General features: G+C 68.3%; 21 protein-coding genes and 1 pseudogene. 15 read left to right on the forward strand and 7 right to left on the reverse strand.

Annotation, left to right across the window (positions count from 1 at the left end; genetic code table 11):
• The gene (locus tag FB475_RS26890) at positions 1 to 1,005 is read left to right on the forward strand and encodes an ABC transporter substrate-binding protein (protein ID WP_141859309.1); all 1,005 of its coding nucleotides are present in this window, start codon (positions 1 to 3) and stop codon (positions 1,003 to 1,005) included.
• 27 nt (positions 1,006 to 1,032) lie between these two features.
• Here the strand turns inward: FB475_RS26890 and FB475_RS26895 are convergent, their stop codons facing one another.
• Complete coding sequence (locus FB475_RS26895; RefSeq protein ID WP_141859310.1) at positions 1,033 to 1,452, reverse strand: carboxymuconolactone decarboxylase family protein; 420 nt, start codon at positions 1,450 to 1,452, stop codon at positions 1,033 to 1,035.
• A gap of 66 nt (positions 1,453 to 1,518) precedes the next feature.
• Positions 1,519 to 2,118, reverse strand: coding sequence for a hypothetical protein (locus tag FB475_RS26900; protein ID WP_141859311.1), 600 nt, complete (start codon positions 2,116 to 2,118; stop codon positions 1,519 to 1,521).
• Between the two features lie 236 nt (positions 2,119 to 2,354).
• On the opposite strand from FB475_RS26900, the gene FB475_RS26905 reads away from it, so the two are divergent.
• Positions 2,355 to 3,275, forward strand: coding sequence for an endonuclease/exonuclease/phosphatase family protein (locus FB475_RS26905; RefSeq protein WP_475422009.1), 921 nt, complete (start codon positions 2,355 to 2,357; stop codon positions 3,273 to 3,275).
• Here FB475_RS26905 and FB475_RS26910 read toward each other — a convergent pair.
• Genes FB475_RS26910 through FB475_RS26920 form a run of 3 tightly spaced genes read right to left on the reverse strand, consistent with a single transcriptional unit; the run spans position 3,264 to position 5,510 of the window.
• Positions 3,264 to 3,899 (reverse strand): response regulator, encoded by a 636-nt coding sequence (locus tag FB475_RS26910; protein WP_141859836.1) that lies wholly within the window; start codon positions 3,897 to 3,899, stop codon positions 3,264 to 3,266. The genes FB475_RS26905 and FB475_RS26910 overlap by 12 nt on opposite strands.
• A 1-nt stretch (position 3,900) precedes the next feature.
• On the reverse strand, positions 3,901 to 5,028 hold the full coding sequence (locus FB475_RS26915; RefSeq protein ID WP_202878518.1) for a sensor histidine kinase: 1,128 nt from the start codon (positions 5,026 to 5,028) through the stop codon (positions 3,901 to 3,903).
• Positions 5,025 to 5,510, reverse strand: a complete 486-nt coding sequence (locus FB475_RS26920) for a hypothetical protein (protein WP_141859313.1) — start codon at positions 5,508 to 5,510, stop codon at positions 5,025 to 5,027. Before FB475_RS26920 ends, FB475_RS26915 begins: the two co-directional genes overlap by 4 nt.
• A 167-nt stretch (positions 5,511 to 5,677) precedes the next feature.
• Here FB475_RS26920 and FB475_RS26925 point away from each other — a divergent pair, with 167 nt between their 5' ends.
• The 9 genes from FB475_RS26925 (at position 5,678) to FB475_RS26965 (ending at position 16,985) form a co-directional block, all read left to right on the forward strand.
• On the forward strand, positions 5,678 to 7,357 hold the full coding sequence (locus tag FB475_RS26925) for a sodium:solute symporter family protein (RefSeq protein ID WP_141859314.1): 1,680 nt from the start codon (positions 5,678 to 5,680) through the stop codon (positions 7,355 to 7,357).
• 13 nt (positions 7,358 to 7,370) lie between these two features.
• Positions 7,371 to 7,604 carry a hypothetical protein gene (locus tag FB475_RS26930; RefSeq protein WP_141859315.1) on the forward strand — a complete coding sequence of 78 codons (234 nt, stop codon included), beginning with the start codon at positions 7,371 to 7,373 and terminating at the stop codon, positions 7,602 to 7,604.
• 97 nt (positions 7,605 to 7,701) lie between these two features.
• A complete protein-coding gene (locus FB475_RS26935) occupies positions 7,702 to 8,469 on the forward strand; it encodes a phytanoyl-CoA dioxygenase family protein (RefSeq protein ID WP_141859316.1) in 768 nt (255 codons plus the stop codon).
• Positions 8,466 to 9,356 carry a helix-turn-helix domain-containing protein gene (locus tag FB475_RS26940; protein WP_141859317.1) on the forward strand — a complete coding sequence of 297 codons (891 nt, stop codon included), beginning with the start codon at positions 8,466 to 8,468 and terminating at the stop codon, positions 9,354 to 9,356. Before FB475_RS26935 ends, FB475_RS26940 begins: the two co-directional genes overlap by 4 nt.
• Positions 9,357 to 9,519: 163 nt before the next feature.
• On the forward strand, positions 9,520 to 12,000 hold the full coding sequence (gene leuS, locus FB475_RS26945) for a leucine--tRNA ligase (protein ID WP_272952102.1): 2,481 nt from the start codon (positions 9,520 to 9,522) through the stop codon (positions 11,998 to 12,000).
• Positions 12,001 to 12,019: 19 nt separating this feature from the next.
• Positions 12,020 to 12,439 (forward strand): YjbQ family protein, encoded by a 420-nt coding sequence (locus FB475_RS26950; RefSeq protein WP_141859318.1) that lies wholly within the window; start codon positions 12,020 to 12,022, stop codon positions 12,437 to 12,439.
• Positions 12,440 to 12,538: 99 nt separating this feature from the next.
• Entirely contained in the window at positions 12,539 to 12,733 is a 195-nt protein-coding gene (locus FB475_RS26955) for a hypothetical protein (RefSeq protein WP_141859319.1), read from the forward strand.
• A gap of 148 nt (positions 12,734 to 12,881) precedes the next feature.
• A complete protein-coding gene (locus tag FB475_RS26960) occupies positions 12,882 to 15,449 on the forward strand; it encodes an ATP-binding protein (RefSeq protein WP_141859320.1) in 2,568 nt (855 codons plus the stop codon).
• Between the two features lie 693 nt (positions 15,450 to 16,142).
• The gene (locus FB475_RS26965) at positions 16,143 to 16,985 is read left to right on the forward strand and encodes a DegV family protein (protein ID WP_141859321.1); all 843 of its coding nucleotides are present in this window, start codon (positions 16,143 to 16,145) and stop codon (positions 16,983 to 16,985) included.
• Between the two features lie 966 nt (positions 16,986 to 17,951).
• On the opposite strand, the gene FB475_RS36965 is transcribed toward FB475_RS26965, so the two are convergent.
• Positions 17,952 to 18,161, reverse strand: coding sequence for a hypothetical protein (locus FB475_RS36965; protein WP_185759475.1), 210 nt, complete (start codon positions 18,159 to 18,161; stop codon positions 17,952 to 17,954).
• 6 nt (positions 18,162 to 18,167) lie between these two features.
• On the opposite strand from FB475_RS36965, the pseudogene FB475_RS37830 reads away from it, so the two are divergent.
• The 3 genes and pseudogenes from FB475_RS37830 to FB475_RS26975 all read left to right on the forward strand — a co-directional run.
• Positions 18,168 to 18,584 (forward strand): annotated as a pseudogene (locus FB475_RS37830) (SLBB domain-containing protein); the annotation flags it as partial.
• A 144-nt stretch (positions 18,585 to 18,728) separates the two neighbouring features.
• Complete coding sequence (locus tag FB475_RS37840) at positions 18,729 to 18,914, forward strand: ComEA family DNA-binding protein (RefSeq protein ID WP_238332432.1); 186 nt, start codon at positions 18,729 to 18,731, stop codon at positions 18,912 to 18,914.
• Positions 18,915 to 19,905: 991 nt separating this feature from the next.
• Positions 19,906 to 21,855, forward strand: coding sequence for a ComEC/Rec2 family competence protein (locus FB475_RS26975; protein ID WP_238332433.1), 1,950 nt, complete (start codon positions 19,906 to 19,908; stop codon positions 21,853 to 21,855).
• A 519-nt stretch (positions 21,856 to 22,374) separates the two neighbouring features.
• On the opposite strand, the gene FB475_RS26980 is transcribed toward FB475_RS26975, so the two are convergent.
• Positions 22,375 to 22,920, reverse strand: a complete 546-nt coding sequence (locus FB475_RS26980) for an isochorismatase family protein (RefSeq protein ID WP_141859323.1) — start codon at positions 22,918 to 22,920, stop codon at positions 22,375 to 22,377.
• A gap of 70 nt (positions 22,921 to 22,990) precedes the next feature.
• On the opposite strand from FB475_RS26980, the gene holA reads away from it, so the two are divergent.
• Positions 22,991 to 23,974 (forward strand): DNA polymerase III subunit delta, encoded by a 984-nt coding sequence (gene holA / locus FB475_RS26985; RefSeq protein WP_141859324.1) that lies wholly within the window; start codon positions 22,991 to 22,993, stop codon positions 23,972 to 23,974.
• Positions 23,975 to 23,990 lie beyond the last annotated feature (16 nt).

Below are 23,990 nucleotides of genomic sequence, written 5' to 3' on the forward strand. Positions count from 1 at the left end.
GTGAGGAAGCTGATCGGGATCGTCGCCTCGGCCGCCGTACTCGTACTGGCCGGCTGTGGTGGCGCAGACGCCAAGACCGCGGACACCGGCGTCGGTGACAAGGACGTCGCGACCGGCGGGCGGGTGTTCAAGACCGCCGACGCCGAGACCGCGAAACTCGGATCGGACGCCGCGCCCGGCGCGTTCCCGCGGACCGTGAAGGGCGCGCTCGGCTCGGTACAGCTCGAGAAGAAGCCGACGCGGATCGTCGTACTGGACAGCGGCGAGCTGGACGACGTACTGGCCCTCGGCATCACGCCGGTCGGGATGGCGACGACGGCCGGACAGAACGGCGTACCGTCGTACCTGGCCGGCAAGGCGCAGGGCATCAAGACGGTCGGCGGGATCAGCGAACTCAACCTTGAGGCGATCGCCGCGCTCAAACCGGACCTGATCCTCGGCAGCAAGCTGCGCGCGAACGACCTGTACCCGAAGCTCAGCGCGATCGCGCCGACCGTCTTCAGCATCCGCCCCGGGTTCCCGTGGAAGGAGAACTTCCTGCTGGTCGCGGACGCGGTCGGCGAGGAGGACAAGGCGACCGCGATCCTGAACGACTACCAGAAGCGCGCCGACCAGGTGAAGTCGAAGGTGCAGGGTAGCCCGACGATCTCGCTCGTCCGGTTCCGCCCGGGGGAGATCCGGCTCTACGGGAACCTGTCGTTCATCGGCGTCATCCTGAAGGACATCGGCCTGCCGCGGCCCAAGATCCAGAACGTGCAGGATCTCGCGGTCGAGGTCTCCCAGGAAAACATCGGCCAAGCTGCCGGCGACTGGATCTTCTACTCCAGCTACGGCAAACCCGACACCACCGACGAGAACAAGGTCGTCAACAGCCCCCTCTGGAAGTCCCTCCCCGCCGTCGAATCCGGCAAGTCGGCCCGCGTAGACGACGAGATCTGGTTCCTGGGCCTCGGCCCACTCGGCGCCATGGACGTCCTCTCCGACCTGGAAAAACTCCTCACCTGAACCACCCCCCACGGCTCGAGTATTGGCTCACTCGCTGACGGGTAACAGGCCTCGTTCGGCGAAGACCTTTTTGGCGATGGTGATTGCGTTGATTGCGCGAGGGAAGCCCGCGTAGCCGAGGGTGTGGATGAAGGTTTCGACGATCTGTTCGGGGGTGAGGCCGACGTTGAGGGACGTGCGGATGTGGACTTCGAGTTCGGGTTCGCAGCCGCCGAGAGCGGCCAGGATGCCGAGGGTGATCAGTTGCCGTTGCTGCGGTACGAGCGCTGGTCGCGAGTAGATGTCACCGAAGCCGAACGCGACGATGTGGTGCGCGAGCGCCGGTGCGATGTCGCCGAGGCCGTCCATGACCGCGGGTGCACCACCGCCGTCGATCGCGCTGAGAACCTCCAGACCACGCTGATAGCGGGCCTGTTCTTCCGGGCTGTTGATGTCAGGAGCTGCCATACCCGCGACGCTAACGCGGCAGCGGGTCGGAGACGTCCAGCGCCGACCCGGCGGTCGCGGGTTCGGTCAGTCCTCCACGCGGCCGCGGTTGGTGACTGGGACGTGGGGAGCGCAGCGGGCGACGGCGTTGGCGAGTTCGGCGTACGGGAGAGGGCGCCCGAGGATCTCGTGGGTGCCGGGCCACGGGCAGGACGGGCCCCAGGCCTTGGTACTGCGGGGGAGCGCGTCCTCGTCGACGAGCATCACGATCAGGCGCGGCTCCCAGACCTCCTCGGCCTCGAGGCGTTCGACCCGGCACACGCCGCGGATCTCGCGCCAAGGGATGGTCCGCGGCTGGTCGCCGCCGAGGTAGATCCCGGTGTTGTCGACGGTCAGCAGTACGTCGTCGGCGTCCTCCTCGCGGCGTTCCTCGAACGCGGTGATCGCGCCCGCGAGGAGCAGCACCGGCAGGCCGACGGCGAAGATCAGCGGCGTACCGCCCCAGCTCAGCCAGACGGCTTCCAGCGGCTGGCGGATCGAGGCGCCGCGGATCGCCTGCACCACAACGATCCCGAGCGTCAGCAGCACCATCGCACCGAACAGCGCGCTGCCGAGCGCGAGCGCGGTCTTCGTCGTACCCAGGCCGTGGCGCTTCACCACGAACGGCTCGCTGGTCTGCGCTGACATACCGGCATTGTGTGCGCTGTCCGCCGAAGGCACCAGACTTCTCCCTGATTCCTCATCATTCCGGTCCCGACCGGTCGTCCGTACGGATGAAATCGGCAACACTGACCGGGGATGGGCTTTGGTCCGGCCCGGCAGTCCGCAACAATCGCTGCATGTCCGACCGCCAGACCGCAGTCGCCGCCCGTTCGCGACCGCCGACGCGCTCCAGCGCGCGCCGGCGGAAGAAGACCGGCGGCATGTGGCGCCGCGGCTGGGTGATCGCTGTTCTCGCGGTGCTGACCGCGATGGTGTTGTTGTTCCACCGCAGCGTGCCGAACTCGATCGGCAACCTCGGCAGCCTGCTCGACACCTTCCTGCCGTGGGTCGGCGTCGCCGTCCCGGTGCTCGGGATCGCAGCGCTGGTACGGCGTTCCGCAACGGCCGGCGTCGCGCTGCTGCTCCCGCTGGCGATCTGGGGACTGATGTTCGGGCACCTGATGCTGCCGGGGAAGGCGCCCGGCGGCGCGTACGACCTGCGGGTGCTGAGCCACAACGTCGACGCGGCGAATCCGGCACCGAAGCAGACCGCGCAGGACCTGCTCGGCGCCGACGCGGACGTGGTCGCACTGGAGGAGCTCACGCCGGCGGACCTGAAGATCTACAAGGCGGAGTTCGCCAAGACCTATCCGTACGAGGTGACGCGCGACACGGTCGCCCTGTGGTCGAAGTACCCGGTCGTCGAGACGAAGTCCGTCGACGTCGGGTTCGCGTGGACGCGGGCGTTGCGGGCCGAGGTGAGGACGCCGAAGGGCACGGTCGCGGTGTATGTCGCGCACCTGGCGTCGGTGCGGGTCGGGACCAGCGGGTTCACGTCCGACCAGCGCAACAACACGATCAAGGCGCTCGGCCGGCAGATCGCGGCGGACAAGTCGTCCGGGGTGATCGTGATGGGCGACTTCAACGGCACGATCAACGACCGCAGTCTGGCGCCGCTGACCTCGGGTCTGCGTTCGGCGCAGGGCGCGGCCGGTACCGGGTTCGGATTCACCTGGCCGTCGGCGTTCCCGATGGCGCGGATCGACCACATCCTGGTCCGCGGTCTCACGCCGACCAAGGCATGGGTGATGAGTTCGACCGGCAGCGACCACCGCCCGGTCGTCGCGGAGCTACGCCTCTGAGGCGATTCCGTTGCGGAAGGCGTAGCGGACCGCCTCGGCGCGGTGCCGGGCACCGATCTTCGCGAACGTGTTGTTGATGTGCGTCTTCACAGTCGCCTCGCTGATGAAGAGTTTGCCGGCGATCTCGGCGTTGCTGAGTCCCTGCGCGATCAACCGCAGTACCTCGGTCTCGCGCGCGGTGAGTCCGTCACCGGTGGCATCACTCGACGGTGACAGGCCCGCGACCAGTCGCTTTGTCACCTCGGGGTCGAAGGTCGACTGCCCCGCCGCGGTCGAGCGCAGCGCGGCGCCGATCTCGGCGCGGCCGGCGTCCTTCGTGAGGTAACCGCGCGCACCGGCGCGGAGTGCGTTGGCGATCGACGCGTCGTCGGCGTACGTCGTCAGCACGAGTACGGCGACGTCCGGGTAGCCGGCGGTGATCCGCGCGGTCGCCTGGGTACCGTCGAGCACGGGCATCCGCAGATCCATCAGCACGACGTCCACGTTGCCCTGGGCAACCAGATCGACGGCCTCGGCGCCGTTCGCGGCCGCACCGGCGACCTCGACGCCGTCGATCAGCCCGAGCAGCGCGACCAGTCCTTCCCGGACCACCTGCTGATCGTCGGCGACAACCACTCGGATCACGTCACTCAACCTCTGCCACCACCAACCAGTCGTCCGGACTACTGGGGTCCGGGCCGGCCGTCAACGTCCCGCCCACCAAGGCCAACCGCTCCCGCATCCCCGCCAGGCCGAAGCCTTCGCCGCTCGTGATGCCCTTGTTCCGCACCGACACCCGGACGCCATCGTCGTAGACAAGCCGAAGGTCGACAGTCTGACCAGGGGCGTGCTTGGCCGCATTCGTCAACGCCTCGCGAGCCGCACCGAGCAGCGCGACGGTGACCCCTGACTCCAACTTGCGCCGGCCGGTGACAGTCAATCGCACAGCGGTCCCGTGATCCGCGGTGTGCTGCTCTGCGAGCGCAGCCAACGCTGCTGGAAGCTCAGGTACCTCGCCCGCCCGTAGCGCGGCCACCGCGTCACGTGCCTCAGTCAGCCCTTGTACGGCGAGCCTGCGCGAACGACGTACCCGTTCAAGCGCCCCGGCCGTGTCGCCACGCTCCTCGAGCAGGGCCTCCGCCACCTCGAGCTGAACGCTCAGCGCTCCCAGCGAATGCGCCAGTACGTCGTGGAGGTCGCGGGCGATCCGCCCGCGCTCCTCCAGCGCCGCAGCACGCGCATGCTCGCTCTGGGCGAGCTGGGTCTGCTCCAGCAACTGCTCGGTCTGTCGTGCCTGCACCTCGTACTGCCGCCGGTTCAGCCCGAACGCGACCAGTACGGCGGTCCACAGCAACTGGGTGAAGTACCAGCTGTCCGACTGCCCGAACAGCCAGGCGGAACCTGCGTACGCCACGGCCACTCCGATGCCAGCAGCAACGATCGGCCGGTTCCCGTGCTTCTGGAAGTCGATCACCGCGATGTCGGTGATGGCAACCAGTACGAGGACGAGAGCGTTGGACTGGGGGTACCCGGCGATCAGCGCATTGCTGACCGCAACAGCCGACAGCAACGCGAAGGCGACGTACGGCCGGGCAGCCATCAGCATAGAGCCTGCCAGGAACACGGCGAAGGTCACACCGAGCACTACCCAGACCCAGCTGTCCGCGGGACACGCGGTCGCCAGTACGGCGATCGCGACGCCGGCGGTGAGCACGCGGCCGACCCAGCCGCTCTCTCCGTGCGGACGGGGCGGCAGCAGCGCCTTCAGCTTCACTGGTGGGTGTACTCCTCCGCCATGCGGCTCGCCTTGCCCTGGATGATCATCGACTGCGTCAACAGGTTCGCACCGAGCGAGACCAGCAGCGCACCGCCCTCGGCGACCGGTACGCCGAGCAGGTGGCCGACGCCCGCCAGACCGAGCCGGATGACCAGGTAGGCCACCATGATGCCCAGCCCGGGCAGACCGAGCCGGTAGAACACCTTCCCGGCGCGTCGCTCCACCTGGGCGACCCGGCCGCTGGCGACCCCGGCGACCAGCGCCACGCCCGCACCGATCACCAGCAGGGTCACGTCGGCGGCGCTCAGGTGCACGTGGTCGGCGTACAGCTGGTAGATGCCGATCCCGATCAGCACGACCGGGCCGCGCCACACGTCGGCGTTGGAGTTGTCCAGCTCGGACCAGGACAGCCGCCGGGCGACGACGGCGACCACGACGGCGATCACGACGAGTGCGTTGGGCAAGGTTCCGAAGCTCATGTCACGGACGGTAGGTCCGCACAGCACTGCGTGAGGACAGACCAGGGGTGGAGATCCAGGTGGAGATCGGCGTACCGCCGGGTCGCCTCTCAGCTAGTTGAAAGAAGGAGTAACGTTCCTGAGCGGTAACAACACGAGCTGTCACTCAGAGGCGATCCGGAGGGCCGATGCTCCCGCAACAATCCATCCTCAGACTGGATGCCACGGCGATCGACTACATCATCATCGCGCTGTACTTCGTCTTCGTGCTGGGCATCGGGTACCTGGCCAGACGGGCGGTGTCGAACAGCCTGGACTTCTTCCTGTCCGGGCGCTCCCTGCCCGCCTGGGTGACCGGGCTGGCGTTCATCTCGGCCAACCTCGGCGCGATCGAGATCATGGGCATGTCCGCCAACGGGGCGCAGTACGGCATGCCGACCGTGCACTACTTCTGGATCGGCGCAGTCCCGGCGATGCTGTTCCTCGGCGTCGTGATGATGCCGTTCTACTACGGCTCGAAGGTCCGCAGCGTGCCGGAGTTCATGCTCCGCCGGTTCGGGAAGCCCGCGCACCTGGTGAACGCGATCAGCTTCGCACTGGCGCAGGTACTGATCGCGGGCGTGAACCTGTTCCTGCTGGCGACCATCGTGAACGTACTGCTCGGCTGGCCGATCTGGGTGTCGGTGATCGTCGCCGCCTTGATCGTGCTCAGCTACATCACACTCGGCGGGCTGTCCGCTGCGATCTACAACGAGGTGCTGCAGTTCTTCGTGATCGTCGCCGCGCTGCTGCCGCTCACGCTGATCGGCCTGCACAAGGTCGGCGGCTGGCACGGACTCGTCGACAAGGTGACCGCGGCGCCGGGCGGTGGTGAGCAGATGTCGGCCTGGCCGGGCAACGCGCTGAGCGGCTTCCACAACAGCTTCCTGTCGGTGATCGGGATCGTGTTCGGCCTCGGCTTCGTGCTCTCGTTCGGGTACTGGACGACGAACTTCGTCGAGGTCCAGCGCGCGATGGCGTCGAAGAACATGTCGGCGGCCCGGCGGACCCCGATCATCGGCTCGTTCCCGAAGATGTTTATTCCGTTCATCGTGATCATCCCCGGCATCATCGCCGCCGTGGTCGTGCCGGAGCTGGCCCAGTTCAAGGCCTCCGGCAAGGGCGAGGTCGACTACAACGACGCGCTCCTGCTGCTGATGCGCGACCTGCTGCCGAACGGCATGCTCGGCCTCGCGATCACCGGTCTGCTGGCGTCGTTCATGGCCGGTATGGCGGCCAACCTCAGCTCGTTCAACACGGTCATGTCGTACGACATCATCGAGCGGTACGTGATCAAGGATCGCCCGGACGACTTCTACCTTCGAACCGGTCGCTGGGTGACCGTGATCGGTACGCTGATCGCGATCGGCACCGCCGCGATCGCCTCCGGCTACAGCAACCTGATGGACTACCTCCAGCAGCTGTTCTCGTTCTTCAATGCACCGCTGTTCGCGACGTTCATCCTCGGTATGTTCTGGAAGCGGATGACCGCGGCGGCCGGCTGGATCGGTCTGGTCAGCGGTACGGCGACCGCGATCCTGGTGTTCGTGCTGTCCGAGAACGGTGTGATCAACCTGCCAGGCCAGGGCGCCAGCTTCGTCGGCGCCGGTGCGGCGTTCGTGGTCGACATCCTGATCAGCGTGCTGGTCAGCCTGGTGACGGTCCCGAAGCGCGACACCGAGCTGGTCGGCCTGGTGTACTCGCTGACCCCGAAGGAACAGCGCACCGAGGTCGCGGTGGCCGGCGACGGCGGCTGGTACCGCAAGCCGGTCCTGCTGGCCGGGATCTCGCTGGCGATGACCATCGCCCTGAACATCATCTTCCGCTGACTAGGAGCTCTTCATGGCGAAGCAGAAGAAGGCCGGAGCCTTCGACATCCGCGTGGTGATCGCACTGCTGGTCGGTATCTACGGCGTGGTCCTGACCGTCCTCGGGATCACCGGCAGCAAGGCCGAGGTCGAGAAGGCGGCCGGGATCAACATCAACCTCTGGGGCGGGATCGGGATGCTGGTGTTCGCGGCACTGTTCGTGCTGTGGGCCCGGCTGCGGCCGATCGTGGTACCGGACGAGGACTGAGCATGTCCGTTTGACGAACATCGGCGTCCGGTCGGGTCCTCCCGCCGGGACGCCGGCGTTCGTAGGCTCGAAGTACCCGATCAGGAGGTACTCCGAGATGACGATCACATCCGAGCGGCCCGAGCTGTCGTCGCTCGCCGAGCAGTACGCGGCCGACGGCTTCGTGTTGGTGAAAGGCCTGCTCAGCAAGGAAGAAGCGGCGTACTACCGGCAGCGCAGTCACGACCTGCTGGCCCGGCTGAACCGCTCCGACGACCCCACGTGGGGGGCTGCTCGCGACATGGCGGACGCACCCACCAAGCTCCAGCATCTGCACGACGCACAGTTCTACGACGCGGAGTTCGCGAAGCTGCTGGTGGACCCACGGTTCACCGACGTGGCCGCCGCGGTGATGGGAGTCGACAACGTCCAGCTGCACCACACCAAGCTGTTCGTGAAGCCGCCGGAGAACGGTTCGCCGTTCCCGCTGCACCAGGACCACCCGTTCTTCCCGCACACGTACCACCGGGTCGGGGCGGCGATCTTCCACTTCGACGACGCGCCGGTCGAGAAGGGCTGCGTACGGGTGGTCCCGGGCAGCCACAAGTCCGGACCGCGGGATCATGAGGCCGAAGGGTCGTACCACCTGCTCGAGCCGGCCTTCGACGAGGCGACACCGCAGCCGGCCGAGGCGGGCGACGTCCTGTTCTTCACGTACCTGACCGTGCACGGGTCCGGCGTGAACACCAGTGACGAGGCCCGGACCACCTGGCTGATCCAGTACCGCGACCCGGCGGACCCGCCGACGGTGAAGACCCACGACTGGTCGCTCGGCCAGGGCATGATGCTGCGAGGAGTCGACCCCACTGGCAGGAGTGCCGTTTGACGCTGGCCGAGGTAGGCAGTGCTGACCGGTTCGTCGACCTCGCGGGACTGCTGGAGTCCTGCGAGGTCGACGGCTTTCGCGCGGACTTCGTCAGCTGGGGCCACTACCAGCCGGAGTACTGGCGCAACTACTGGCACAGCCACTCCTTCCACGAGGTCTGCCTGGCGTACTCGGGGGAGGGGCGCTTCAACAACGGCGCAGAGCAGTACGACGTGGTGCCGGGCTCGGTCTTCCTCGCGCGACCGGGTGACGTACACGAGATCGAGTCCTCGCGCGCTGAACCCCTCGGGATCGCGTTCTGGGGCTTCACCTTCCGGCCAAGTAAAGACGAGCCCGGATGGTGGTCCGGGCTGACACGCACTGGTGGCCCTGTCATGTCCAGCAGAACAGGTGCGCTGCCGGCCCTCGTGACAGCGCTGGCGAGAGAAGCTGCAGCTCCGGTCTCCGGCTACGAAACTGCTCTGGCAGCTCTGGGCTCCACGCTCGTGATGGAGACGGCACGGGCATTCGCCCTGGACGAGGACCTGGCCGTTGAACCAGTACGTCGAGACCGAGGACCCCTAGTAGTAGCGGCCATGCAAAGGCACCTCCGCGACAACCTCTCCCGCCCTATCACCGTGAGAGACGTAGCCGCCGCAGCCCACCTCTCGGAGCGCCACGCAGAACGCCTCTTCACCCAGCAGACCGGTGACTCCATCATGTCCACACTCAGACGCCTGAGACTCGAACTGGCCGCCCAGCTCCTCCTGGACCACACCCTCACCATCACCGACGTAGCGAAAGCCTGCGGCTACTCAGACGTCCGCCCCTTCTCCACGGCCTTCAAGCGGATGTACCGCCGCACACCAGGTGACCACCGCCGCACCGGCGGTACAGAGTTCCTCTAGTGGTACCCTGACGTCATGCGAGTGAGCCTGCTCCTTACGTAGCCGTACTGGCATCCAGGCGCAATCTGAGCGCCGGGTCGGTACGGCACCCCCTCCTGTGTGAGGGGATTTTTCATTTCTGGCAGATTTAGGCTCAACAAGACCACGAAGCAGGAGTAGGACCGTGAGCGAGCAGGTAGAGGACGCCCAGATCGACAGGGGCGGCTACGACTTCAACGCCATGCAGGCCAAGTGGCGTCCGGTGTGGGAGAAGCTGGACCCGTTCAAGGCCAAGGACGACGGCTCGGCGGAGCGTCGCTACGCGCTCACGATGTTCTCTTACCCGTCCGGCGACCTGCACATGGGTCACGCCGAGGTGTTCGCGCTGCACGACGTCCTGGCGCGGTACTGGTTCCAGCAGGGGTACGACGTCCTGAACCCGATCGGCTGGGACTCCTTCGGCCTGCCCGCGGAGAACGCCGCGATCAAGCGCAACGAGCACCCCGCGACGTACACGTACGCCAACATCGAGACCCAGGCGGAGTCGATCCGGCGGTACGCGCTGAGCTTCGACTGGTCGCGCCGGCTGCACACCTCCGACCCGGAGTACTACCGCTGGACGCAGTGGCTGTTCCTGCGGCTGTACGAGCGCGGCCTGGCCTACCGCAAGGCGTCGTACGTCAACTGGTGCCCCAACGACCAGACCGTGCTGGCCAACGAGCAGGTCGTCCAGGGACGGTGTGAGCGCTGCGGCTGGGAGGTCACCAAGCGCGAGCTGACCCAGTGGTACTTCAAGACCACCGAGTACGCGCAGCGCCTGCTGGACGACATGGACCAACTGCAGTGGCCGGAAGAGATCCTGCTGATGCAGCGGAACTGGATCGGCCGCTCCGAGGGGGCCTTCGCCGACTTCCAGGTCGAGGGCCGCGAGGAGCCGATCCGGGTCTTCACCACTCGCCCGGACACGCTGTTCGGCGCCACCTTCATGGTGGTCGCACCGGACGCGAAGCTGGCCGCCGAGCTGGTCACGCCGGAGCAGCAGACCGCCTTCGACGAGTACCTGACCAAGGTCAAGGCCACCACCGAGATCGAGCGGCAGAGCACCGAGCGCGAGAAGACCGGCGTCTTCCTGGGCTCGTACGCGATCAACCCGGTGACCGGGCAGCGGATCCCGATCTGGGCGGCCGACTACGTGCTGGCCGACTACGGCACCGGCGCGATCATGGCTGTCCCGGCGCAGGACACCCGCGACTACGAGTTCGCGGAGAAGTACGAGCTGCCGATCGTGCGGACCGTGCAGCCCCCGGCGGACTTCGACGGCAAGGCGTTCACCGGTGACGGACCGGCGATCAACAGCTCGAACGACGAGATCAGCCTGGACGGGCTGGAGGTCGCCGAGGCGAAGTCGCGGATCATCGACTGGCTGGAGAGCAAGGGGCTGGGCGAGCGCACGATCAACTACCGGCTGCGCGACTGGCTGCTGAGCCGCCAGCGGTACTGGGGCTGCCCGATCCCGATCATCCACTGCCCGTCCTGCGGCGAGGTGCCGGTACCGGACGACCAGCTGCCGATGGAGCTGCCCGACCTGCGCGGCGCCGACCTGCGGCCGAAGGGCGTGTCCCCGCTGGCCGCGGCCCGTGACTGGGTCGAGGTCGACTGCCCGAAGTGCGGCGGCCGGGCCGAGCGCGACACCGACACGATGGACACGTTCGTCGACTCCTCCTGGTACTTCCTGCGTTACCTGTCGCCGGAGTACACCGACGGCCCGTACGACCAGGAGGTGGCCGACCGCTGGATGTCGGTGTACCAGTACGTCGGCGGCAAGGAGCACGCCGTACTGCACCTGCTGTACTCGCGGTTCTTCGTCAAGGCGCTGTACGACATGGGCATGCTGAAGGTCACCGAGCCGTTCACCCGGCTGCTGAACCAGGGCCAGGTCATCAACCAGGGCAAGGCGATGAGCAAGTCCCTGGGCAACGGCGTGAACCTGGGCGACATGATCGACGAGTACGGCGTCGACGCGGTCCGGCTGACGATGGTGTTCGCCGGCCCGCCGTCGGACGACATCGACTGGGCCGACATGTCGCCGGGTGGTTCGCTGAAGTTCCTGCAGCGCGCCTGGCGGCTGGCCGGCGCGGTCGAGTCGCCGGCCGGCACCGACCCGTCGACGGGTGACCGGGAACTGCGCAAGCTGACCCACCGGACGGTGGCCGACGCGGCCGAGCTGATCGACTCGCACCGGTTCAACGTGATGGTCGCCCGGATCATGGAGCTGGTGAACGCGACCCGGAAGGCGATCGACGCCGGACCCGGCGCGGCCGACCCGGCGGTCCGTGAGGCGGTCGAGACGGTGGCGATCCTGCTGAGCCTGGTCGCGCCGTACACGGCCGAGGAGATGTGGGAGGAGCTGGGCCACCAGCCCACCGTGGCCAAGGTCGGCTGGCCGAAGGTCGACCAGGCGCTGCTGGTCCAGGACACCGTGACGTGTGTGGTCCAGGTGGCCGGCAAGGTGAAGGACCGGCTGGAGGTAGCACCGGACATCAGCGACGCCGACCTGGAGCAGTTGGCGCTGACCTCCGAGGCGATCCAGAAGGCGCTGGACGGTCGTGGCACCCGCAAGGTGATCGTGCGGGCGCCGAAGTTGGTCAACATCGTTCCCGCCTGACTCGGACTAGTCTGCTCAGATGTACTCCGAGCTGATCGACGTCGAGACCGGTGGTTCCGAGGTCGTCTTCGACCTGACCAGCAGGTGTGAGCAGTTCGTTGCCGCCGAGGCCCACCAGGCCCAGGGCGACGGACTGCTCCACCTGTTCGTACCGCACGCGACCGCCGGGATCGCCATCCTCGAGACCGGAGCCGGCAGCGACGCCGACCTGCTCGCGGTGCTCGAGCAGGTGCTGCCGCGCGACTTCGGCTGGCGGCATCGGCACGGAACGCCGGGGCACGGACGCGATCACGTCCTGCCCGCGTTCGTACCTCCGTTCGCCAGCATCCCGGTGCTCGAGGGCCGGATGATGCTCGGAACCTGGCAGTCGATCTGCCTGGTCGACACGAACGTCGACAATCCGCGGCGCCAGGTCCGGCTTTCCTGGCTACCGGGTTAATGGACCACCGGGTAACTGGCGGCAAGGTATTTTGGTGACTTATCGTGATGTTGCCCACCACGTTACGTTTGCGAAACACGGCTCCGCTTGAATTACCCCATGGCTGCCCTGGACACCCTGCGCGACGTCACCGTTGAGCTCCTGGTTCGCGCCACCCGGGGCATTTCCGACGGCAGTTTGCTGAATGCCGACACCGGCCGCGCCGACACCCACGCGCGGCTCGACGACTGGACCGACGTGCTTTCCCTGTACGCGGCAGAAAACGAATCCCGTCCGGTTCGCGCGACTGCTTGAAAGACGTATTTCTGAACGCGCAGGAATTCAATCGGCTGATTCCCGGGTGACCCAGACCGCAGCCCGCACGCCGGGCAACCCCGCTGACCGCGTACCGATCACGCTATGTTGTGTCAGGTACGTGAGGCCTTCAGAGGGGTGACGGGCTGTGTCGGACAGGGATGGCCGGGCGGACGGGCGGCGGGTTTTCGCCGAACTGTTGCTCGACTCGAGGGTCCAGGCAGGCCTTTCCCAGGAGGAGCTGGCCGACCGGGCCGGGCTGAGTGTGCGCTCGATCCGGGAGATGGAGGCCGGCCGGGTCGCGCGCCCGCGGAAGGACTCGGTCCGGCTGCTCGCCTCCGCTCTGGGACTCCAGGACGTGGCCGAGTTCCTGCGGGCCGCGGGGCACGGGCGTCCCGTTGCTCCGACCGCACCGACCGTCTCGGTGGCGGTCGCGGCTCCGACCGGTCTGCGCTGGCGCGGTACGCGTCCGATCCCGGACGGGCTGGTCGGGCGTGAGCAGGACCTGCACGAGCTCGAGGGGCTGCTGCGGCAGAACCGGCTCGTCACGCTCGTGGGCCCCGGCGGCGTCGGGAAGACGGAGCTGGCGCTGGCCGCCGCGGACCGGTTCTCCGGCGCGGACACCACGGTCGTGGTCGTCGACCTGACCACCGTGCAGCGCGATGCCGCCGTACCGTCGGCCATCCTCGACGCATTCGGAACCGCCCCCGGTACGTCGGACCTCGACGACGTACTGTCCGGCCGCCGTCCTGGCGACCTGGTCATCGTCGAGGACAACGCGGAACACGTGCTCGACGGTGTCGCCAAGGTCGCGAACCGGATGGTGCGGAGCTTCCCGGGTATCGGCGTGCTGGTCACGTCGCGGATCCCGCTCGGGCTGCCGGACGAAGTGGTACGCCGCGTGCAGGTGCTCGGCGTACCGGCGAACGACGAGGACTTCGAGGAGATCGCGGCGTCGCCGGCGGTGGAGATGTTCACCCGGCGGGTGACGCGCGTGCGTCCGGACTTCGAGCTGACCCCTGCGAACGCGCCGACGGTTGCGCGGCTCTGCCGGCGGCTGGACGGGCTGCCACTCGCGCTGGAGTTGGCGGCCGCGCGGGCCGGGTCGTTGTCGGTGGAGACGATCCTGGCCGCGCTGGACGACCGCTTCCGGTTGCTGTCCGGCCCGCGGCGCTTCGGTGCACCCCATCAGCGCACGCTGGCCGACACGATCGCATGGAGCGTCGACGGGCTGTCGGACCCGGCGCGGCAGTTGCTGTACCGGACGTCGGTGCTCGGATCGCCGTTCACGCTGGAGGCCGTGGCGGGAGTCTGTACGGGTACGCCGATCCACGAGCTCGACGTACCGATGCTGCTGGCCGAACTGGTGGAGAAGTCGCTGCTGCAGCCGGTTCACGAGTTCGAGCAGCTCTACGGCGCGCGGTACAAGCTGCTGGAGACGATCCGGGAGCACGCGTACGGAGGGTTGTCGTCGCAGGGGGACGACCTGACCGAGTTCCGCGACCGGGCCGTCGAGTGGTGTACGACGTACGTGTCCGGGCTGGAGGGCGCGTGGTCGTCGCCGGACCGCGATCGGCGGTACCGGGCAGCGCATGCGAACTCGGCACTCTTCGAGGTGGCGCTGGAGCGGGCCGCGGAGCTGGGGGAGTGGGACGCGGCGGCGCGCATCGTGCTCGGGTTCCGGATCGCCTGGCAGTACCAGGCGAGCGTGGCCGAGAGCGGGATCCGTTGGGCGACGTTGTGCGCTTCCAACGTCTCCGACGAGGAGACGAGCGGACGGCTGCTCGCGATCGCCGGGCGGCTGTCCAGTCTGACCGGTGACATCCACGGTGCTCGACGGCATTACGAAGAGGCGCGCAAGCTCATCCCTGGAGAGACGGAGATGGGCCTGGTCGCTCGGGGCGGCTGGGTGTCATCGGGCTCGCACCTGCTCGATACGCAGAGCCTGGCCGAGATCCCGGCGCTCGTTGAGGACGCACGCAAGCACGGCGATCTGCAGCGGTCAGCGACGGTACAGGCGACCTGTGGGCTCGCTCTGCTTCGTTGGGGTCGTTTGGAGGAAGCGCGTGAGCTGCTGCTCGCTTGGGAGGCCGCCCTGGTGAACCCGGGCGTCTACCCGGACGAGATCGCGTACATGGCGCTCAGCCGGGTCGATCTGGAGCTGGGGAACCTGGCCGGCGCCCGTCATTGGGCCTTGCTCGCCCGGGACAGCCAGGCCTCCGACGACCCGGAGCGTACGAAGGTCGCCGGCTGCCTCGCCATGGTCGAGTTCCACGACGGCCAGTACGACGAAGCGCGCGAACTGCTCGACCAGGCCGACGCGGACATCCGCGGCCACCGTGGGTACTTCGACTACCTGGTGATGCTCTACCGGTCACGGCTGGCCCGTGCAGCCGGTGAGGTGGAGCAGGCCCGTCTGGCCGTACTGGACGCGCTGAACCGGCTCCTGCTCGAAGGGCGGGTCGTGTACCTGCTCGAAGTACTGCCGGAACCCGTGGCGGTGCTGCACGCTCTCGGGCGCTCCGAGGCCGGGGATGCGATCTGTGGGGATCTCCTGTCGTGGCAGCGCACGATGGACCCGCCGATGCTGCCGACGGCATGGGCCGTGCTGCAGGAGTCGTGCCAGAGCGCCACGGCCTCCGACGGGTGGCCGCAGCCTGATCCGGCGGCCGCCGTGCAGCGGCTGGCCAACGACGTACTCGCCGCGCTTTCCTGACGCGGAACCGCCGAAGCTGCCGGGTAACTGCCGGTAGTTCTGCCTCGTCCTGACATGGCGCTGCGGCCAAGAATTACAGCCGTAGGGCAGGTTCCACGAAGCAGAGTCCGACGCCGGAAAGCGGCGGGAAAGGCGGTGCACCATGAAGAGGCCATGGCACAGCGCCGGACCGCATGGCCCGGCGAAGGCGACGCGGAGGGCCTCCGGTGGCTGGTTGGTGGGGGCGCCGACCGGCTGCCGAGAGCTCCGGGTGCTGTCGCGTGTGGATCTGTCCTGCCTGTACCGGGCGCGGTGCTTACTCGCACTGCTTCCGGGGCGGGGTTCCAGCACAGGGCCAGGCACACGACACAGGGGACGAGTGTCACCGCCCGGCCGGCGCGGGGCGGGCTTGGTCTCCCGCCGGCGGGCCGGCCGCTGGGACCTCCCGGGACCTCGGCGAGCTCGCGGTCAGGCCGGTTCGTACGGAACCGGATACGGGGAGTAGCTCGCCGAGGCCCCAGCGACGTCAGCTGACAACCAGGGGGAGTCAGCCGAACGAGCCGGGCTGTTGACGCACAGGGGACGTCAGGAGCCCGGCAGAGTTCCAGAGCGAGGTGAAGGCCCCGGGAGGGGTGGCCTTCACCTCGCTGTCGCTCTGATCTTTGTGGACTTCGACACTGCGCCTGGAGATAAACCGTCCGGTAACCTCGCTGCATGGCAGCCCGCGTGCAGGTCGTCACCGACTCCACGGCCGGTCTGTCCACGCACGAGCTCCTCCGCCTCCCGCTCACCGTCGTACCGCTGCAGGTGGTGATCGGCGGTACGTCGTACGACGACGGCGCCACCTCCGCGGACGCGGTCGCGGAGGCGCTGAAGACGTTCACACCGGTCTCCACCAGCCGGCCGGCGCCACAGACCTTCGCCGACACGTACGCCCAGTGCGCCGAGGACGGCGCGGAGGCAGTGGTCTCGATCCACCTCTCCGGGGACATGTCCGGCACCTTCGAAGCCGCGATGATCGGCGCCAAGGAGTCCCCGATCCCGGTCCGGGTCGTCGACTCCCGCTCACTCGGCATGGGCCTCGGTTTCCCGGCCCTTGCCGCCGCCGCCGCAGCTGCCGCCGGAGAGGACGCCCCGGCCGTCGAAGCCGCAGCCCGAGCCCGGATGAAGACGATCTCGTCGTACTTCTACGTCGACACCCTCGAATACCTCCGCCGAGGCGGCCGAATCGGCGCCGCCCAGGCTCTCTTCGGCACCGCCCTGGCCGTCAAGCCCCTGCTCACCATCAACGGCGGCCGAATCGTCCCCCTGGAAAAGGTCCGCACCTCGACCCGAGCCATCGCCCGCCTGGCCGACATAGCCATCCAAAGAGCCGGCGACACCCCCGTAGAACTAGCAGTCCACCACCTCTCCAACCTGGAAAAAGCCCAAACCCTAGCCGACACCCTCACCACCCGCCTCCCCCAAACCAAGTCGATAGTCCTCCGAGAAGTAGGCGCCGTAATAGGAGCCCACGTAGGCCCCGGCCTCCTAGCCGTAGTAGTAAGCCCCCTCTAACCCCACCCCAACCTCCCGCCCACCTCCCCGCCCCCGGCCCGCCACACCTCTCCACCCTTCCGCCTCCCCGCTCACCTCGTGCCACCCGCCTCCCGCCTCGTGTTTCCCGCCTCGCCCGCGCCTCGCGCCCGCGCGCACCCGCATCACTCTGCGTGCCGGGCGCTGCCCGCCTACCTCTCGCGCCGAGTCAGGTCAACCTTCCGCGCTGCGTGCCTGCCACCCGCGCCGAGTCATCCCGTCTCCGTCCTCGGGCGGACGCGCCGCCTTGGCACCCTTCCCGCGCCGGCCAACGGCGAGGGTGGGAACAGGCGCTGGTGTCTGGAGACAGGCAATAGCCACTCCCCAGACACCATTGCTTGTTCCCAGTCCCGACCAAGGCACCGTTTCGCGCTGGCCCACGCCTGCTCCCACGCGGATCACCGCACCGGACTCCGGATCTCCGGCGCGACGTCCTCCACAGGTTTCAACTCGCGCGTCCGAGCGTGCTGAGAACTCGTACTTTCCCTAGGCGTGAAGGTCTTCCGCCGTACCGACCCCCCGCCCCCGGACGCCCGAGCCCGAGCCCTCGCCCGCCTCGCCGTCCGGCCGCCCACGCACGCTGACCTCCACACCCCCAACGACCACCCCGACCAGGAGGAGCGTGAAGAGGTGCGCGGAGGATGGACCCCCCACCAACCCCCCAACCCACCCAAGCACCCCGACCACGAACACCCTGACCGCCAACCACCCCAGCCACACCACCAAGCCACTGACGCACGCGAGCATCCGCAGCTCCACCAGCCCGGCGGTGACCTAGGCGACCACCCGGTACGGCGCCAGCGCGAGCAGCCCGACGCCCACCCCAGCGAGCGCCCGGAGCTGCACCTGCCCGGCGGTGACCTAGGCGACCTCCCGGTACGGCGCCAGCGCGAGCAGCCCGACGCCCACCCCAGCGAGCGCCCGCAGCCCCACGAGCCCGCCCGTGACCTACGCGAGCACCCGGAGCGGCACCAGCGCGATCGCCACACACGCGAGCTTCCGGAACTGCACCATCGCGAGCAACTCGACCGCCACCACCGTGAGCGACCTGACCGCCAGCCACGCGAGCGGCCGGAGCGAAATGAGCTGGATCAGAGTCAGCGTGACCTGTTCGTCGATCGGCTTCGTGATGCTCGATGGACTCTTACGCCTCGCCACATCGTCGTGCTCCTGGCGATTCTGGCAATCGGCCTCACCTGGGCGACCTGGAGCTTCCTCCGCGCCCGCCCGACTCCGATCCCCGAGGCCCGCCCCACCACAGCATCGACAGGCAGCCCGGTCAGCCAACCCTGCCCAAGTCAGCCCGCCCCCACAACGGCACAGCCATGCCCGACCACAGGCCAACCTTCAGCCGCACCAACGCAGCCCGGCACCAGCCAAACCCAGCCCATCCCAAACCCAACAGGCGCTAACCAGACGCAGCAGCCCGGCCTCAACCAACCACCAGGCACCGGAACCCCACCGAACCAGCAGCTCGTAGTCGTCTACGTAGCCGGCAAGGTACGGCGCCCCGGTCTCGTCCGCGCCCCGCTCGGCTCCCGCGTAGCCGACGTCCTCACCCTGGCCGGCGGCGCACTCCGCGGCGTCGACCTGACCACCCTCAACCTCGCCCGCCAAGTAACGGACGGCGAACAAATCATCGTCGGCCAACCCAACCAGCCCCCACCCCCAAACCCACCTCCACCATCAACCCAGCCCACGCCGACCACCGCCCCCAACACCCCCGTGAACCTCAACACCGCCACCCTCGACCAACTGGACGCCCTCCCCGGTGTAGGCCCAGTGCTAGCCCAACGCATCCTCGACTACCGCACCCAGAACGGCCCCTTCACCACCATCGACCAACTCCAGGAGGTCCCCGGCGTAGGCCCCAAAAAGTTCGACTCCCTCAAATCCCATGTCACCCTCTGACCCCGCCCCCGAACCGGACCCGACCCCCGACCTCAACCCTGCACTACCAAACGCCCCCGGAGCCGATCCCGCAGACCACTCGGCAGGCGCTCCCGCGGACGACTCTGCAGGCGGTCGCCCGGACGACTCTGCAGGCGGTCCCGCGGGGGACCCGACCGAAGCTGAGCACACAGACATTGGCTTACTCGCCCCAGCGGACGACTCGGCACGCGATCCCGCGGACGACCCGGCAGACGGTCCGGCGGGCGACTGGGCAGGCGGTCCCGCGGGGGACCCGACCGAAGCCGAGCCCACAGACCTAGGCTTACTCGCCCCAGGGGACGACCCGGCAGACGGTCCCGCGGAGGAACCAACCGAAGCCGAGCCCACAGACCTAGGCTTACTCGCCCCAGGGGACGACCCGGCAGACGGTCCCGCGGAGGAACCAACCGAAGCCGAGCCCACAGACCTGCGATTACTCGCCCCAGCCGCAGCTGGCTGGTTCGCGGCAGCACTCCTGGTAGGCCAGGCACCGAGGGTCGGCGCCGTGGTCGGTGCAGTGGCGCTCGCAGTAGCCGCAGTCCTCAGCCTCCGGCTCGTACGTCGAAACCGCCCGACGCCTTCCGAGTCGGCGGATTCGGCGTGCTGGCGGGCGTCGGGTCGGGCTCGTAGTGGGTGGTGGCGTGGGGTTCGTGGTCGGCGTGAGGTTCGCGCCACTGGTGATCAGGGTGGCCGCCGTGGTGGGTCAAGTGGGGGCCGTCGGGGTCGGTGGGTTGTGGTGGGGGTGTTGGTGGTGGTCGGGGGATTGGGGGTTGCGGCGGGTTTGCAGGTGGCTGGGGTAAGGGCGGGGCCTGTGTATGGGTTGGCGGGGGAGGCCGCGAACGTGGGGGTGCGGTTGCGGATTGATGGGGATCCGTCGTTGCGGCAGAGCACTGCGAGTCGGCGGCCGCCGTATGTGGTGGTGAGGGCAACGATTGAGGAGGTGCGCAGCCAGCGAACAGGGACAGTGCGCGTGCGTACCCCGGTGCTCGTGATCGGGAACGCGAAGTGGCAGACAGTCAGGTACGGCCAGCACATCGAGGCGAACGGGAGGCTTGATCGGGCTGATTCTGGTGGTGAGGTTGGTGCGATGCTGTCGACGCGTTCGCCGCCGCGGGCAGTGGACGAGCCGCCGTGGTGGTTGCGGGCGGCCGAGCGTGTGCGGGCCGGGCTTCGGGAATCGGTGGCTCACGAGCCTGAAGACGTACGCGGACTCGTACCGGCGCTGGTGATGGGTGACGTCTCCGGTGTCTCGGCCGACTTGAACGCGGACTTCCGCACCACAGGGCTTACACATCTGTCCGCGGTGTCCGGTACGAACCTGACGCTGCTGCTCGCGTTCGTGCTCCCGCTGGCGCGCGGGATCGGCGTACGCGCACGCGGTTTGACCGTGGTCGGTGTGCTGACTGTCGTCGTGTTCGTCGTACTCGCCCGACCGCAGCCGAGTGTGCTGCGTGCGGCTGCGATGGGTCTGATCGCCTTGGCCGCCATGACAAGCGGAGGAGGGCAGCGTCGCGCCGTACGCAGTCTGTCGGTTGCGGTGATCGTCCTGCTGCTGCTCGACACGTCGCTCGCGCGCTCGGCCGGGTTCGCGTTGTCGGTGCTCGCGACTGCTGGGATCGTGCTGCTCGGACCAGACTGGCGGGATGCCTTGGCGCGTTGGCTTCCGCGGTGGCTGGCGGACGCGATCTCGTGCCCGCTCGCGGCTCAGCTTGCGTGTACGCCGATCGTCGCGTGGCTCTCGGGTCAAGTGTCGCTGGTCGCCGTTGCTGCCAATCTGTTGGCAGGTCCAACAGTTGGCCCGACGACAATCCTCGGGTTCGTCGCGGCTGGGGCCGCGTTGGTGAGTACGGGACTGGCGCAGTTCGTCGGTTGGATTGCTGGGTGGCCTGCGCGCTGGATCATCCTGGTCGCTCGCGAAGGCGCCGACCTGCCCGGTGCGGCGAACGCCTGGCCCGCAACGGTGATCGGCGTCGCAGTACTGACGTTGATGTGCATCGCGCTGGTCGTCGGCCTGCACCGCATCCTGGCCCGCCCGATCGCGATGGTTCTCGCGGTGGTTGCGCTGGCGGTCGTCGTACTGCGGCCCGTCGGGTCGTTCGGGTGGCCACCGGGCGACTGGGTGTTCGTGGTGTGTGACGTCGGGCAGGGCGACGGGTTGGTGTTGCGGGCGGGCGACGGTACGGCGGTTGTGGTCGACACCGGGCCGGATCCGGCGGCGATGGATCGGTGTCTCAAAGAGCTGGGGGTGAAGTACATCCCGGTGGTCGTACTGAGTCATTTCCACGCGGATCACGTCGGCGGGCTCGCCGGGGTCCTGAACGGGAGGAAGGTGGGTGAGATCGAAGTGACGCCGTACTTCTCGCCGCGGGCAGAGTACGCGCGGGTGGTTGAGCTCGCGGCGCAACATCGGGTGCCGGTGCGTACGGTCGCGTTTCACGAACAGCGGGCTGTTGGGCAGGTGAGTTGGACGACGTTGTGGCCGGCGACCGTACCGGCGCTGCCTCCGCCGGGTACGTCGTCGGCGACGTCTACGGACGAGGGATCGCCGGAGAACAACGCCAGCATCGCGATGATGGTCGAAGTCGCCGGCCTGCGGATCCTGCTCACCGGAGACCTGGAGCCCGAGTCGCAGCGGGCCGTGCTGGCGACCGGTGTCGATCTGCACGCCGATGTGCTGAAGGTGCCACACCACGGATCCGCCCAACAGGATCCCGCGTTCATCGCAGCGGCGAACGCGCGCCTGGCTGTCATCTCCGCGGGCCGCGACAACGACTACGGCCACCCGGCCCCGCGGACGCTCGACCTGTTGTCCCACGACACCGTCCGAACTGCCACCACCAACGTCAGCGGAGCCCTCGTGATCACCAACACCAACAACCACCTCTCCCTCACGACCCGAGCCGAGGAGGTGGTGGGCTAGCAGGTGAGGTTCGAGACCCGCTGCACTACCCCACACCCAGAGGTGCGTCGGCCAGGTGGTGTGGCTTGGGCGAGTTTTCCCTGATGGTCGGGGGCGGGCGGTGTGTGGGCTGGGTGGTGGGGCTTGGCGGGTTGTGTCTGGCTGTTCGAGGGCGGGTGGTGTGTGGGCGGGGTGGGGTGTTTGAGCAGGTTTGTTCCTGGCTGTCCGGGGGCGGGTGTGATGTGTCGGCCGGCTGGTGAGGCTTGGGCGGGTTGTGTCTGGCTGTTCGGGGGCGGGTGGTGTGGGCTGGGTGGCGGGGTTTGAGCGAGGTTGTTCCTGGCTGTCCGAGGGCGGGTGGTGTGTCGGCCAGGTGGTGAGGCTTGGACGGGTTCTGCCTGGCTGTCCCAGGGCGGGTGTGGTGTGTGGGCTGGGTGGTGGGCTTGGGCGGGCGGTGTCCGGCTGGCCGGGGTGGGGGGGTTTGGGCTGGGTGGTGGGGCTGGAGCGGGTGGTGTCTGCCTGTCCGAGGGTGGGTGGTGTGGGCTAGAAGGTGACGCTTGAGGTGGGGATTGTGTTGGCGGGTTGGTTGCCGAGGGACCAGGCGGCTACGCGGGAGGCGATGTGAGCTGGGATTGCTTCTGACACGCCAGGTACGGCGGGGATGTCGTAGGTGCCGTGAGCGTCGTACGGGAGTACGACGCGGTAGCCGCGGGCCAGTGCGGTCTTGGCCGTGGCATGCACGCACATCTCCGACATCAACCCGCAGATCGCCAGCGACCGCACGCCGGCGGACACCAGTACCTCCCCGAGCGGAGTGGCGTCGAAGCCGTCGTCGCGCGGTTTGCGGATCACGTGTTCCCGCGGGCCGGGCTTCACAGGCAGGTACAACTCCCAACCAGGCGTACCGGGCTCGTCGTCGGCGCCGGGTGGGCCGTCGTTCTGCAGGTGTACGACGATCGCGTTCGCTGCTCGTGCGCGGTCGAGCAGTTCGCCGATCCGTTCGACAAGCTGAGCGGCGCCTGGCACCGGGTCAGGACCGGAGACGAACGCGGTCTGTACGTCCACAACTACCAAGGCGTCGACGGTCATGGCGTCATCCTTGCCGGTTTGTTCAAGGCGCGCACCGAGATTGTCCGGAGGGCGTGGGATGCTTGGCGTCGTGGCTGCTCGTAAAGGTTCTGCGCCGAAGCTCGGTGATGTCCTGCTGGTGACCGGGACCGAGTCGTTCCTGGCGGATCGGGCGGTGCGGTCGGCGATCGCGGCGGTCTCGAAGACCAGTGCGGACGTGGAGGTGACGGAGCTCGAGGCGTCGGCGCTCGACATCGGTGTGTTCGCGGAGCTGACCGGGCCATCGCTGTTCGCGACCGAACGGGTGCTGGTGCTGCGCGCGCTGGAGAACCTGCCGAGCGAGATGGCGCCACATCTGATCGAGTACGCCGGTGCCTCGGCGGACGACGTACTCGTGGTGCTCGTGCACTCCGGTGGGCAGAAGGGTAAGGCAGTCCTCGACAAGTTGCGGAAGGCATCCGTCAACGAGGTGGTCGCGACGGCGCCGAAGGCGTGGGAGTTGCCGCAGTTCGTGGCCGGGGAGATCCGGTTGCTCGGCGGGTCTGTGGACGAAGGCGCGGCATCGGCGCTGGTCGATGCGGTCGGACATGATCTGCGGGCGTTGGCGGGGGCGTGTTCGCAGTTGGTGTCGGATTCCGGTGGGCAGGCGGTGACTGCTCAGCTCATCGGGCAGTACTTCGGTGGTCGTGCGGAGGTGACGAGCTTCGCGGTGGCGGATGCCGCGATCGCGGGGCGGACCGAGCCGGCGCTGGAGCAGTTGCGGTGGGCGCTGGACTGCGGGGTCGCGCCGGTGCTGGTGACGAGCGCGATGGCGGGTGGGTTGCGCGGGCTGGCGAAGTACGCGAGCGCGGCGAGCGGGATGCGGGACGCGGATCTGGCGCGCGAGGTCGGCGTACCGCCGTGGAAGCTGAAGCAGCTGAAGCAGCAGGCGCGGGGGTGGACCCCGGGCGGTCTCGCTGCGGCGATCAAGGCGGTCGCCCAGGCCGACGCCGACGTCAAAGGCGCCTCCGGCGACGCCGGCTACGCCCTCGAACGGATGGTCCTAACAGTCACCCGCTCCCACGGCCGCCGCTGACCCTGCACTACCCACC

Source organism: Kribbella jejuensis (genome assembly GCF_006715085.1).
GTDB lineage: Bacteria > Actinomycetota > Actinomycetes > Propionibacteriales > Kribbellaceae > Kribbella > Kribbella jejuensis.